This is a genomic window from Pseudomonas sp. D3 (assembly GCF_029320995.1).
Classification (GTDB): domain Bacteria; phylum Pseudomonadota; class Gammaproteobacteria; order Pseudomonadales; family Pseudomonadaceae; genus Aquipseudomonas; species Aquipseudomonas paraveronii.
In genome coordinates this window covers 5,348,925-5,362,277 of the sequence record NZ_CP119772.1, presented here as the reverse complement: position 1 = coordinate 5,362,277, position 13,353 = coordinate 5,348,925, and the positions used below count along the sequence as shown (strand labels likewise).

At 60.9% G+C, this 13,353-nt stretch carries 9 protein-coding genes and 2 tRNA genes; 3 read left to right on the top strand and 8 right to left on the bottom strand.

What is annotated here, in order from left to right; translation table 11 throughout:
- Positions 1 to 79: 79 nt before the first annotated feature.
- Both P3S72_RS24740 and recJ read left to right on the top strand, forming a co-directional pair.
- Complete coding sequence (locus P3S72_RS24740; protein ID WP_276194678.1) at positions 80 to 622, top strand: YaeQ family protein; 543 nt, start codon at positions 80 to 82, stop codon at positions 620 to 622.
- Positions 623 to 679: 57 nt separating this feature from the next.
- A complete protein-coding gene (gene recJ, locus P3S72_RS24735) occupies positions 680 to 2,389 on the top strand; it encodes a single-stranded-DNA-specific exonuclease RecJ (RefSeq protein WP_276194677.1) in 1,710 nt (569 codons plus the stop codon).
- Between the two features lie 137 nt (positions 2,390 to 2,526).
- On the opposite strand, the gene P3S72_RS24730 is transcribed toward recJ, so the two are convergent.
- The 4 genes from P3S72_RS24730 to P3S72_RS24715 all read right to left on the bottom strand — a co-directional run bounded on the left by P3S72_RS24730 (position 2,527) and on the right by P3S72_RS24715 (position 7,064).
- The gene (locus P3S72_RS24730; protein ID WP_276194676.1) at positions 2,527 to 3,807 is read right to left on the bottom strand and encodes an AcvB/VirJ family lysyl-phosphatidylglycerol hydrolase; all 1,281 of its coding nucleotides are present in this window, start codon (positions 3,805 to 3,807) and stop codon (positions 2,527 to 2,529) included.
- On the bottom strand, positions 3,807 to 6,449 hold the full coding sequence (gene mprF / locus P3S72_RS24725; protein WP_276194675.1) for a bifunctional lysylphosphatidylglycerol flippase/synthetase MprF: 2,643 nt from the start codon (positions 6,447 to 6,449) through the stop codon (positions 3,807 to 3,809). Before mprF ends, P3S72_RS24730 begins: the two co-directional genes overlap by 1 nt.
- Positions 6,450 to 6,716: 267 nt before the next feature.
- Positions 6,717 to 6,793: transfer RNA gene (locus tag P3S72_RS24720), tRNA-Met, on the bottom strand.
- 194 nt (positions 6,794 to 6,987) lie between these two features.
- Positions 6,988 to 7,064, bottom strand: a tRNA-Met gene (locus P3S72_RS24715).
- Between the two features lie 281 nt (positions 7,065 to 7,345).
- On the opposite strand from P3S72_RS24715, the gene dinB reads away from it, so the two are divergent.
- Positions 7,346 to 8,404: a DNA polymerase IV gene (dinB, locus tag P3S72_RS24710; RefSeq protein ID WP_276194674.1), complete on the top strand. Its 1,059-nt coding sequence runs from the start codon at positions 7,346 to 7,348 to the stop codon at positions 8,402 to 8,404.
- Positions 8,405 to 8,472: 68 nt separating this feature from the next.
- On the opposite strand, the gene P3S72_RS24705 is transcribed toward dinB, so the two are convergent.
- The 4 genes from P3S72_RS24705 to P3S72_RS24690 form a co-directional block, all read right to left on the bottom strand.
- The gene (locus P3S72_RS24705) at positions 8,473 to 9,426 is read right to left on the bottom strand and encodes a hypothetical protein (protein ID WP_276194673.1); all 954 of its coding nucleotides are present in this window, start codon (positions 9,424 to 9,426) and stop codon (positions 8,473 to 8,475) included.
- Positions 9,427 to 9,446: 20 nt separating this feature from the next.
- The gene (locus P3S72_RS24700; RefSeq protein WP_276194672.1) at positions 9,447 to 11,162 is read right to left on the bottom strand and encodes a proline--tRNA ligase; all 1,716 of its coding nucleotides are present in this window, start codon (positions 11,160 to 11,162) and stop codon (positions 9,447 to 9,449) included.
- Positions 11,163 to 11,369: 207 nt separating this feature from the next.
- Complete coding sequence (locus P3S72_RS24695; RefSeq protein WP_276194671.1) at positions 11,370 to 12,902, bottom strand: AmpG family muropeptide MFS transporter; 1,533 nt, start codon at positions 12,900 to 12,902, stop codon at positions 11,370 to 11,372.
- A gap of 43 nt (positions 12,903 to 12,945) precedes the next feature.
- Positions 12,946 to 13,260 (bottom strand): MGMT family protein, encoded by a 315-nt coding sequence (locus tag P3S72_RS24690; RefSeq protein WP_276197994.1) that lies wholly within the window; start codon positions 13,258 to 13,260, stop codon positions 12,946 to 12,948.
- Positions 13,261 to 13,353 lie beyond the last annotated feature (93 nt).

Below are 13,353 nucleotides of genomic sequence, written 5' to 3'. Positions count from 1 at the left end.
ATGATGCAGCGCAGCATTCGTTGAATCGCCTCGCCATCGGTTAGACTGCCAGCCTTTTCCTGTCTCTAGAAGTCCGTTCATGGCCCAGCCGTCCACGACCTACAAATTCGAACTCAACCTCACCGACCTCGATCGCTCGGTGTACGAGAGCGTCAAACAGACCATCGCCCGCCACCCTTCGGAAACCGAAGAACGCATGACCGTGCGTCTGCTGGCCTATGCCCTTTGGTACAACGAGCAACTGTCGTTCGGCCGTGGCCTGTCAGATGTAGACGAGCCAGCCCTGTGGGAAAAAAGTCTGGATGATCGGGTTTTGCACTGGATCGAAGTCGGCCAGCCCGATGCCGACCGCCTGACCTGGTGCTCGCGTCGCACCGAACGCACCAGTCTGTTGGCTTACGGCAGCCTGCGCGTGTGGGAAGGCAAAGTGGTTCCGGTGGCGAAAAACCTGAAAAACGTACACATCGCTGCCGTACCGCAAGAGGTCCTCGAGACCTTGGCCAAGGACATGCCCCGCGTGATCAAGTGGGACGTGATGATCAGCGAAGGCACGATCTTCGTCACCGACGACCGCGGCCAGCATGAAGTGCAACTGCAATGGCTGGTCGGCGAGCGCGATTGAGCTAGCGCTTGAAGCCTGCCGCTAATATTTCCCCTACAGAGAATTCCCCAGCGTCCCATGCGTATCGATCCCCGCCCGTTACCTGCTGTCCTGCCGTTTCTCGGTGAACTGCCACCGCTGTTGACCCGCCTCTACGCCGCGCGCGGGGTACAGACGGAGGCCGAACTGGACAAGAGCCTGGCGCGGTTGATCCCTTATCAACAACTCAAGGGCATCGACGCGGCGGTAGACCTGCTGGTGACGGCCTTGGAGCAACGCCAGCGCATCCTTATCGTCGGCGACTTCGACGCCGATGGCGCCACAGCCAGTACGGTGGGCACTCTGGGCCTGCGCTTGCTCGGTGCGGCCCATGTCGATTACCTGGTGCCCAACCGCTTTGAGTACGGCTACGGCCTGACGCCGGAAATCGTCGCCGTGGCCCTGCAGCGCGAGCCGCAGTTGCTGATCACCGTGGATAACGGCATCTCCAGCGTCGAAGGCGTGGCGGCAGCGAAGGCGGCGGGGCTCAAAGTGCTGGTGACCGACCACCACTTGCCGGGGGATGAATTGCCGGCGGCGGACGCTATCGTCAACCCCAACCAGCCGGGCTGTGAGTTTCCCAGCAAGGCGTTGGCTGGGGTCGGGGTGATCTTTTATGTCTTGATGGCCCTGCGTGCGCGTTTGCGCAGTTTGGGCTGGTACGCGAACAAACAGCAGCCGAACCTCGGCGAGTTGCTCGACCTCGTCGCCCTGGGCAGCGTCGCCGATGTGGTGCCGTTGGATGCCAACAACCGCATTCTGGTCCACCAGGGCCTGGAGCGCATCCGCGCCGGTCGCGCGCGGCCGGGGATCAAGGCGATCCTCGAAGTGGCCAAGCGTGACCATGCGCGCATCACGTCCACCGACCTCGGTTTTATCCTCGGGCCACGGCTCAATGCCGCCGGGCGCCTGGACGATATGAGCCTGGGCATCGAATGCCTGCTCACCACGGATTTCGCCGCCGCACGGGAAATGGCCGCGCAACTGGACGGCATGAACCAGGACCGCAAATCCATCGAACAAGGCATGCAACGCGAAGCCCTGGCCCAGCTCAAGGACTTGCCGCTGGAGTCGATGCCGTATGGCTTGTGCCTGTTCGACCCGGAGTGGCACCAAGGCGTGATCGGGATTCTGGCGTCGCGCATGAAAGAACGCTATTTCCGTCCGACCATCGCCTTTGCCGACGCCGGTGATGGCCTGCTCAAGGGTTCAGGCCGCTCTGTGCAGGGCTTTCACATCCGGGATGCGCTGGCGGTGGTGGCAAGCCAGCATCCCAACCTGATCAGCAAATACGGCGGCCACGCCATGGCGGCCGGCCTGACATTGCCCGAGGCGAACTTCCCCCTGTTTGCCGAAGCCTTTGATGCCGAAGTGCGTCGGCAACTGCGCGAAGAAGACTTGACCGGGCGGCTGTTGTCGGACGGCACCCTGGCGGTGGAAGAGTTTCACTTGGAGTTGGCGCGCGCGCTGCGGCATGCCGGCCCATGGGGGCAGCTCTTCCCCGAGCCGTTGTTTCATGGGGTGTTTCAGCTGGTAGAGCAGCGTGTGGTGGGGGAGCGGCACCTGAAAGTGGTGCTCAAGAGCGAATGCGGGTCAGTGAAACTCGACGGTATTGCGTTTGGGGTGGACCGTGAGGTCTGGCCGAACCCGACCGTGCGTTGGGTGGAGTTGGCCTACAAGCTCGACGTGAACGAGTTCCGTGGCCAGGAAACCGTGCAGTTGATGATTGCGCATATCGAACCGCGCTAGGCGCTAACCAACACCGCAAACCAATGTGGGAGGGGGCTTGCTCCCGATAGCTGAGTGTCAGTCAATGATCTTATGACTGACCCATCGCTATCTGGAGCAAGCCCCCTCCCACATTGGGTTTTGCGTACAGCGTAGGATTACTCGGTCTTGGCCTGGTGCTTGACGATGATATCCACCAGGCGCTTGGCCAGCGCCGGGTAGTTCTCGTCGAAGTGGTGCCCGCCTGGCAGTTTTATCGCTTCGCCCACGGCGGTCTTGTCGGTGCAGCCGCTCTCGTCGACCTCTTCGGCACCGTAGATGCAGACCACCTTGTCCGCCGGTAGCTTGGCCATTTCAGGGCCGGTCGCGGCTTCTTTGCCGGCATTGCCCAGCCATCCTTCTACTTCGATTTCAAAGCTGCCGGTGCGCGCAAACGCCAGCAGGATGATCGCGTCGACGCGTTGCTGCTCGTTTTCCGGCATACGGTTGTAGATGGCCGGCAATACGTCGGCACCGAACGAATAACCGGTCAGCACAAAGCGCTTGGTGCCCCATTTCTGCCGATAGTGCTGCATCAGCTCGCTGAGGTCCTTGGCGCTTTGCTCCGGGGTCTTGTGCTGCCAGTAGTAGCGCAGGGTGTCGATGCCTACGACCGGGTAGCCGATCTTGGCCATTTCACCGGCTACGTCGCGGTCGAGGTCACGCCAGCCGCCGTCACCGGAGAGGAACAGGGTCACGGTGTCCTTGGCCTGGCCGGCGGGGACTTCCACGACCGGAATCGCCAGGCCGCCGTTGTCCGAACCCACCAGTTGCTTGCGCAGTTCGTTATTCAGCACTTGCGGGTAGTGAATGTCGTAGTCGCTGATGCTGGTGGTGGCGCGAGGGGTGTCGCGCACGAAACTGGCGCTTTCATCGTCAGGGTTGTCGTTCCATGCCACCAGCCAATTGCCATGGGCGGCGGTCTTTGGCAGAGGGTCTTTACAGCCTTCCTGTACCAGGGCGAAGCCGACGGAGATCGCATTTGCCTTGTCGTCGTTCTGTGTAGCCAGCCAGCGCCAGGCGAGGGCGGCGCCAGGGCCGATGCCGCTGACCAGGGTAGCGGGGCCCTTGAGCTGGCTCAGGGCGCCTTGCAGTGCCTGTTGCTGCAGCGTGCAGTCATCCTTGGGCAGGATCACCTGGACGATCTGCGCCTTGCCGCCCTGGCTCAGGGCAATCAGTTGGCTGTCAGTCAGGGTCTCGTCGGCCATTACCGCCACGGCCACGCGGGCTTTCGGGGTGCCAGCGGGGGTTACGCGGGTCATCACCGAGCCATCTGCCTGGGGCAACTGCTCCAGAGTCGGCTGCGGGGCAGGGCGGTTCCAGTACCAATAGCCTCCACCCAGCGCCACGGCGAGCACCACCACAAAAGCCAATACATACCGCCAGGAGCGTCGAATCATCAGCGTTTCACCAATCCAGTCAAGCCGCCCGCGATCAGGGCGGCGGTATCGGCCAGTGCCACCAGCGGATCAAGTCCTGCGGGCACGGCCATGTAACGGGGTTCCCAGTCAGGCTGGAACTTGTCTTTGAAACGGCGCAAACCTTGGAAGTTATAGAGTTGCTCGCCGCGACGGAACACCATCGAGCCCAGGCGTTGGGTCAGCGGCGCGCCACGGCGAGGTTGCAGGCCAGACAATGGCACCATGCCGAGGCTGAAGCGAGCATAACCATGATTCTTATAGTGTTGAATCAGGCCGACCATCATGAATTCCATGGTCAGCTTAGGCGCATCGGGGTGGGCGCGCATCAGGTCGAGGCTGGCCAGGTCGTGGTTGTAGGTCTCGAGCAGGTTGGCGAAGGCAACCGGGTGTCCTTCGAAGCGAATGATCGCGATGCGAAAGTGCTTGAGGTAGTCGTCGCTGAAACGTCCCAGGGAAAAGCCCTTTTCCCGCACGTTCTTGCCGGTCAGCCAGGCGTCGGAAATGACCTTGAGTTCGTCCATCGGCGCTGTGCCCGGTTCGTGGATTTCCAGGGACAAGCCGTCCCGGGTTCCACGGTTCCAGGTGTAGCGCAAATCCTTCATCTCTTTGCCCTTGGCTTCCAGGTCAAAGCGTTTCAGGTCGACGCGGGCTTCTTCGCCCAGCTTGATCGCGGTCAGGCCGATGTCCATGTAGTACGGCAGGTTTTCCGCGCGTACCTGGTAGAACACCGGGCGCGCATGGTGGATGTCGCACAGGTCGCGGAACTGCCAGATCATCTCGGCACGGGGTTGGGTCGGGCCGATCGGGTCGTACAAGGCCACCAGGCTGCGCCCGCGACGGGCGTACATCAGGAAGGCTTCATCTTTGGGGTGGAACAGCAGCGCCTTGTCGCCGGTCAGCGCCAGGCCGCCGTCGGGTTGCGATGAGGCCATCAGGATCTTGGTGGCGCGTTCCATTTCTTCCGGAGTCGGCAGGTGGATCACCGGGCGCGCGGTACGCAGCAGCCAGGTCAGCGACACGATCACCAGCAGCACCGCCGCCCCCAGCAGCGAGCGCAGGCCGCGTGGGGCGTTGGCGTCGAGGGTGAACTGCCACCACAATTGGTGGCTATACGGTACGTCTTGATAGGCAAACAGCAGCAGCCAGATAGACGCTCCCAGCACGCACACACTGGCCACCAGGTACAGCGGCGAGAACGGCAATTCGGTCAAGCGGCTGGCGCGGTAAAAGGAGCGGCGGAAGATCGCCAGCAACACCGCAGTCATGGTCATCAGGCTGGCTTCTTCCCAGTCGAAGCCCTTGAGCAGTGAGAGCAGGGCGCCGGTCAACAGCAGCACCATGGTCAACATCCAGGCTGCCGATAAGCGTCGACGCAGACCCTGGGCCAACAACAGGCACAACACGCCGATCAGGCTCGCGCCAAAGTGCGAGGCGTCAATCAGGCGGTGGGGAATCAGGAAACCGATGTTTTCCAGGCGTGAGTCGATCTCTGGCGTGGCGCCGGAAAACAGCAGGACCACGCCGGACAAAAAAACCAGTACGGCCAGTACCGGCGCTGCGAAGCCTGAAGCCACGCGCAAACTCTGCTGGGTCTGGAACAGCCGCTGGGCTTCATTGACCAACAGGAACACACAGGCGATCAGCAGCGGCAGCACCACATAGATCATGCGATACAGCAGCAGGGCAGCGGCCAATGGCGCGGCACCGAGTTTGTCGGCAAAGGCTGCGAGCAGGATCGCCTCGAACACCCCGACGCCACCCGGCACATGGCTGAGTACGCCGGCGGCCAGCGCCAACAGGTACACCAGCAGGAACGGGCCGAAGGGTGGCGCTTCCGGTAGCAGCAAATAAAGGACGGTGGCGGCAGCGGCGACATCCAGCGCGGTGATGATCAGTTGCAGGAACGTCAGGCGCCGACCGGGCAGGCGCAGTGTGCGGCGGCCAACCTTGACCAGCAGGTTGTCCGGGTAGGGTTGTTCTGGCAGGCGCCGGCGATAAATACCGATGCACAGCGCGGCCGACAACAGCAACACGGCACCGGAGATAGCGCCGAGCAAGCCTTGCGACACATGCAAGGCGGCGGACGCGGCGGGCAAGTTGCTCAAGGTGGCCAATGCAGCCAGCGGTGGCAGGGCGCAGCCCAGGGCGAGGCTGGCGAACACGGTCATGCGGGCGACTTCCGAAGCCCCGATGCCATGACGCGCATATAAACGGTAACGCACCGAACCGCCCGAGAGCATCGACAGGCCAATGGCGTTGCCGATGGCAAAGGCGGTAAAGCCGCCGAGGGCGAGGGTCTTGGCGGGCAGTTTCACCCCGGCATAGCGCGCGCCGGAAAACTCATAGCCCAATAGAATGATGAAACCGCCGATGGCGGCAGCTAACGCGCCCAGCAATGCCGGCTTGGGCACTTCCAGGATCGAGTCGTGGAGGGCGTAGAGATCCAGTTCCAGCAGCAGGTGTCGGCAGGCGATCAGGGCGATTGCGAACAGCAGCAGCGTCACGGCCAGCCCAATGGGTTGCCGATACTTGCTTAACAGATCCAGCCAGCGCAAACGGGTGGGAGTGATCGGTTGTGTCGCTGTGACGGAGTCTTGTGGTTCAGACGAGTTGGCGCGCATCAATCACCTCGTGGATTGTGCGCGACAGGATGGGGGTATCCAGCCAAGTTACCAATCCCTATGGACAAAATAATTACAAATATTAACGCGGATCGCCGGATGCGGCGACTGCGGCCATTGGTCGTAGAAGGATTAAGCATGGCGTGCGATGAAATGGACTCCACGAACCGTCTACGGTTTCATGAAAGATGCCATGCCATTGTTTCAGAAGAGCTTTTTTGTCAGATACAAAAAAGGCCACTCTTTCGAGTAGCCTTTTTTGATGTTTGGTTGCGGGAGCCGGATTTGAACCGACGACCTTCGGGTTATGAGCCCGACGAGCTACCAGACTGCTCCATCCCGCGTCTGTGGGCGGCATTCTACAGCCAAGTGGCGGGGTGTCAACCGTTAATGGGCCGATAGGTCAAATAAGTGTGAATGAGCGCGTATTTGTCCGCTGCGAGCGGTAAGTGCGCGATGGGGAAAGATTTTTTGTCCGACAATCAAAAACGAGCACGCACAAAAAAGGCCACTCTTTCGAGTAGCCTTTTTTGATGTTTGGTTGCGGGAGCCGGATTTGAACCGACGACCTTCGGGTTATGAGCCCGACGAGCTACCAGACTGCTCCATCCCGCGTCTGTGTGTCGGCATTCTACAGCGGAACGCAGGGGTGTCAACCTATGAATCGAAGAAAAGCGCTTGTGGTTCAATCGCTTACCTCTCCATCACGGTTGTTGAAATGGCTACGGGCCAGTCGGGCCGAGGCTTTCAGCTCTATTGGTAGGCTGATTTCGATTGAGAAAATAAATCTACCTGGGCTATTTCCTACCGCTTGCGCGGAAGATTCAAACTACTGGTGCTATATACAGGTGTGAGTGCGATACTGGCCGCCCGTTGGATTGCACTCCCTTCTATATATGACGCAGCGCAAAATCATCCATGTCGACTGTGATTGCTTCTACGCCGCCATCGAGATGCGCGATAACCCGAGCCTGGCGCAAAAGCCCCTGGCGGTGGGCGGTTCGGCGGATCGGCGCGGCGTGATTGCCACCTGTAACTACGAAGCGCGGGCCTACGGGGTTCGTTCGGCCATGTCGTCGCGTCATGCCTTGAAGCTCTGCCCGGACCTGACCATCGTCAAGCCGCGCATGGATGCTTATAAAGAAGCGTCGAAAGAAATCCAGAGCATCTTTCGCGACTACACCGACCTGATCGAGCCGCTCTCCCTGGATGAGGCCTACCTGGATGTTTCCGACAGCCCGCATTTTGGCGGCAGCGCCACGCGTATCGCCCAGGACATCCGGCGCCGGGTCTCCAATCAATTGCACATCACCGTGTCCGCCGGTGTGGCGCCCAACAAGTTTTTGGCCAAGATCGCCAGTGACTGGAAGAAACCCAACGGCTTGTTTGTGATCACGCCGGACCAGGTCGAAGACTTTGTGTCGATACTGCCGGTAAAAAAACTGCACGGCGTGGGCAAGGTGACCGCCGACAAGCTGGGGCGCATGGGGATCGAAGACTGCCTGCAATTGCGCGAATGGAACAAGCTGGCGCTGGTGCGCGAATTCGGCAGTTTTGGCGAGCGGCTGTGGAGTCTGGCCCGTGGGATAGATGACCGCGTGGTGCAGAACGACAATCGCCGGCAATCGATCAGTGTGGAAAACACCTACGATGAGGATCTACCGGATCTCTCAAGTTGTCTGGCGAAACTGCCCGAGCTGATGGAAACCCTGGCTGGGCGTATAGCGCGCATCGACAGCAGCTACCGCGCGGGTAAGCCGTTCGTCAAAGTGAAGTTTCATGACTTTACCCAGACCACCCTGGAGCAGGCGGGGGCAGGGCGGGACCTGGAGAGTTATCAACAACTGATGACCCAGGCGTTCAATCGCGGTGGCAAGCCGGTGCGATTGCTGGGGATTGGCGTGCGGTTGCTCGACTTGAGCAGCGGTAACGAACAGCTCGAGCTCTCGTGGTAGAACCCGGAAACAAAAATGTGGGGAGGGGCAAGCCCTTCCCACATTAGCCCTTTAGTGCTTCTGAGGGCTCAGCGCGCGCCAGGATCTGCGACGAGTCTCCCCGCATCCTTGGTCAGCGCTTGCAGGAACTCCTGCTGTAACTCTGGATCATTGCGGGTCAGTTCGATCAGGCTCTGTTCCAGTTCACTGGCTTCTTCCTCCAGGCCCAGCTCCGACAGACGCTTGACGCGGTGTACCCACTGGCTGACTTCGTCGTCTTCCAAGTCGTCGTAGATCAGTCTGTGGGCTTCCAGCAACTTGCCGCGCAGTGTGTTGCTCACGGCCAGGGTCGAGTCCGAATGCACGTCGTCCTGGCTATCTTCCACGCTGATCTTCAAGGTGCTGATGCGGTTCAGATCCTGCTCGGCGAACGGGCTGTCCAACAGGTTCAGGCGCAGTACGCCGTTGCGGTCGGTGGTCAGTTCATGCTCTTGCTTGCCGGCGGTGACCTGTACCGGGCGCTCGCTCCAGGGCAGGCTCGAATACTCCACACGCTTGTCGCGCTGGACTTCATCGATACCCGCCAGGTTCTGTTGCGCGCGCCCATGGGATTGCACGTTCATGAACGGGTTGAGGCCGTCGATGCCGTAGCTCAGCCAATCGTGCGTCATGCTGGTCGGCAGGTTGCCGAGGGCGAAGATATTCGCCACGTTGGCGCCCGCGCCTGCCACCAAAGCGACCGCGCCCAGCGGCAGCTCATAGAGTTTGCGCCAGGGCTGGTAGGGGGTGTAGCGGTCATAACGACGGGTGACTTCGAATTCGGTGACCTCGAAGGTCTTTTGCTCGTGAATGCGAACCCGGCGTTGCGGCAGCTCCAGCACTTTGGGTTCGCCTACATCGATCTGCAGGCTGTGGTCGAGCAATTTACGCTCGACCCGCTCCTCGTGCTCACTGCGTTGCGACATCTGGTTGGCGCAGCCGCTGACCAGCAGGGCACCGCACAAGGCGGCGCCCCCCAGGGCTCTGGTGTTTCGCTTGAACATGACTTCTCTTGATCTGGTTTTCAGCGACGAATACGCGCCTGAAGGAAAGACAGCACGTCAGCCACCGGCAACGGTTGGGCTTCGGCTTCGGTCCGGCTCTTGTATTCCAGATTGCCATCGGCCAGGCCACGGTCGCTGACCACGATCCGGTGCGGGATGCCAATCAGTTCCATGTCGGCGAACTTGATGCCTGGGCTGGTTTTCTTGTCGCGGTCATCCAGCAGCACTTCAAAACCGGCGGCCGTCAGTTCGGCATACAGTTTGTCGGTGGCTTCACGGACCTGCTCGGTTTCATAGCGCAGCGGCACCAGGGCGACCTGGAACGGCGCCAGGGCGTCACTCCAGATAATGCCTTTCTCGTCGTTGTTCTGCTCGATGGCAGCGGCAACCACGCGCGATACGCCAATGCCGTAGCAACCCATTTCCAGGGTGATCGGCTTGCCGTTTTCGCCCAGCACTTCGCACTTCATCGCCTTGCTGTACTTGTTGCCCAACTGGAAGATGTGCCCGACTTCAATGCCGCGCTTGATTTCCAGGGTGCCCTTGCCATCCGGGCTTGGGTCACCGGCGACCACGTTACGCAGGTCGGCCACGGTCGGCACCGGCAAGTCGCGTTCCCAGTTCACGCCGAAGTAGTGCTTGTCGTCGATGTTCGCGCCGATACCGAAGTCGCTCATCAGCTCGACCGAACGGTCGATGATGATCGGCAGCGGCAGGTTCAGCGGGCCCAGGGAGCCGGCACCGGCGCCAATGGCGTCGCGCAATTCGGCATCGGAGGCCATGACCAGCGGGCTGGCCACGCCAGGTTGCTGGGCCGCCTTGATCTCGTTGAGTTCGTGGTCGCCACGGATCACCAGGGCGATCAGCTTGCCGGCTTCCTCGGCGTGAACGATCAGGGTCTTGATGGTCTTTTCAATCGGCAGATTGAATTTTTCCACCAGGGCCGCGATGGTCTTGGTGTCCGGGGTGTCCACCAGGCGCAGCTCTTCAGCCGGCGCTGGGCGGGAGGTTTCCCGTGGCACGGCTTCGGCTTTCTCGATGTTCGCCGCGTAGTCGGAACCGTTGCTGAACACGATATCGTCTTCGCCGGATTCGGCCAGTACGTGGAATTCGTGGGAGCCGGCGCCGCCGATGGAACCGTTGTCCGCTTCAACCGGGCGGAATTTCAGGCCCAGGCGCGTGAACACGTTGCAGTAGGCGGTATGCATGCGGTCGTAGGTGATCTGCAAGGACGCCTGGTCGGGGTGGAACGAATACGCATCCTTCATGATGAACTCGCGGCCGCGCATCAAGCCGAAGCGTGGACGGATCTCATCACGGAACTTGGTCTGGATCTGATACAGGTTGAGGGGCAGCTGTTTGTAGCTGCTCAACTCATTGCGCATCAGGTCGGTGATGACTTCTTCGTGGGTCGGGCCGGCGCAGAAGTCGCGGCCATGACGGTCCTTGAAACGCAGCAATTCCGGGCCGTACTCTTCCCAGCGCCCGGATTCCTGCCACAGCTCAGCCGGTTGGGTGCTCGGCATCAACACTTCCAGAGAACCGGCAGCGTTCATTTCTTCGCGAACGATTGCTTCAACCTTGCGCATCACCTTCAAGCCCATGGGCAACCAGGTGTACAGGCCGGAAGCCAGCTTGCGGATCATACCGGCGCGCAGCATCAGCTGATGGCTGATCACAACCGCGTCGGAAGGCGTTTCTTTCAGTGTGGCGAGCAAATATTGACTGGTACGCATGGTAGGCCGTTGTCGGTTGCTTGGACTTGAAGTGACTTGGGATTGTACGGGCGCTGGCTGCTGGAGTACAGGCATCAGAATGCAGAGGGGGGTTGGGAGGGGGCGTGCCCCCGATGCAGGCAACTCGGTGCTTCAGTCACACCGCGATGATCCTATCGGGAGCAAGTCGAATCGTCGCACCGCCCCTCTCACATTGAACGAGTTGTTTCAGTCTTCTGCCGGCGGGTTCAAGCGAATCCGCCGGTTTTCCTGGAACCAATGCAGCGCAATCAGCAGCAACGTCGGCACGCCCAGCACGCAGGTGATCAGGAAGAAGTTGTGATAGCCGAACTTCTCCACCATCACCCCCGAATACCCGCCGATCAGGCGCGGCAGCAACAGCATGATCGAGCTGAGCAGCGCGTATTGGGTGGCGGAGAACTTGAGGTTGGTCAGGCTCGACAGGTAGGCGACAAACGCCGAAGTGGCGAGGCCTGAGCTGAAGTTGTCCAGGGAGATGGTGAAGATCAGCATCTGCAGGTCCGGGCCCATGTCGGCGAGCATCACGAACAGCAGGTTGGTGGCGGCCGAGGCGATGCCGCCGATGAACAGGATCGGCAGGATGCCGAAGCGCACGATCAACAGGCCGCCCATACCGGCGCCGACCAGGGTCATGATCAGGCCGAAGATCTTGCTGACCCCGGCGATCTGGTCCTTGGTAAAGCCCTGGTCGATATAGAACACGTTGGCCATCACGCCCATCACCGTATCGGACATGCGATAGGTGGCGATCAGCCCAAGTAGCAGCAACGCCTGCCAGCGGTAGCGCAGGATGAAGTCGTTGACCGGCGTCAGCACCGGCGCCAGGCCTCGGCGGCCCATGGCCGACAGGCACAGCGCAGTCAGGGTGATATAGAGGATCGCGCGCAGGAACGCGCGGTCTTCCATCAACAGTTCCCACAGGCTTACGCCGTGGAACAGCACGCTGGCGAAGTCGGTGTTGTACAACTGGGTGAACATCGCCGGCACCGACACCAACAGCACAATCAGTACAAACACCGACACCAATTGGTGCATGAAGCTGTAGCGCCCCGCCTGCAACTGAGTCCGCAGTGGCACATTGGGCTCGCGCATAAACAGGGTGGTCAGCAGCGCCGGAATCATCAGTGCGCCGAACAGCACATAGGTGCCGGTCCACGCCGAATGTTTATAGTTGAAACCGGTAGAGCCAAAACCTTCGGCAAAAAACAGCGCGCCAGCCGTGGCCAGCAGGGCGGCGATGCGATAGCCGGACATGTAGCTGGCGGCCAGGGCAGCCTGGCGGCTGTCATCGGCGATTTCCAGGCGATAGGCATCAACCGCAATATCCTGGGTAGCCGAAGCGAAGGCGACGATCACCGCGATAGCGATCAGCCAGGACAAGTGTTTTTGCGGGTCGCAGAAACCCATGCCGATCAATCCGAGGATCACCAGCGATTGGGCCAGTACCAGCCAGGAGCGACGACGTCCGAGTTTGCCGAGCAGCGGCAGGCGCCATTGATCGAGCAGTGGCGACCACACCCATTTGAAGGCATACGCCAAACCGATCAGGCTCGCATAGCCGATGGTCTCGCGGGCCACACCGGCCTCACGCAACCAGACCGAAAGCGTCGAGAACACCAACATGTAAGGCAAGCCGGCGGCAAAGCCGAGCAACAACAGCACTAACGTCGAGGGGCTGGCATAGGCGGCGAGCGCGGCGCGCCAGGTTTTACGGGGCATGGGCTGGAGTCTGCCTCAGATTCACGGAAACAAAGCGCGCACTCTAACCGCTGTGCTCTACCGGGCGCCAGCCATGACGCTGAATATCCACGCGGTTGTTCAGGATAGCGACACCTTCGTCGCGTAAACGCGCACGTTGTTCGTCGCCTGAGGCGCTGCCCACCGGCAGGCTTATCCGACCACCGGCGCCCAGCACGCGGTGCCAGGGCAAGCGCGTGTCTTCGGGCAGTTGGCTCAGCGTGCGCCCGACCCAGCGCGCCGCGCGCCCAAGCCCGGCGAGGTGCGCCAGTTCGCCATAACTCACCACGCAGCCTTTGGGGACTTGCGCCAGCGTCAGGTACAGCGCGGTGCGGCGCATCTCGGCAGGGCTTTGCGGGGCTTCGGCGGGTGGTTTCACGGTGGATATATCCGTTCAGAGCGTCGTTTTTTTGTAAGAAACGTCTGTAAATAT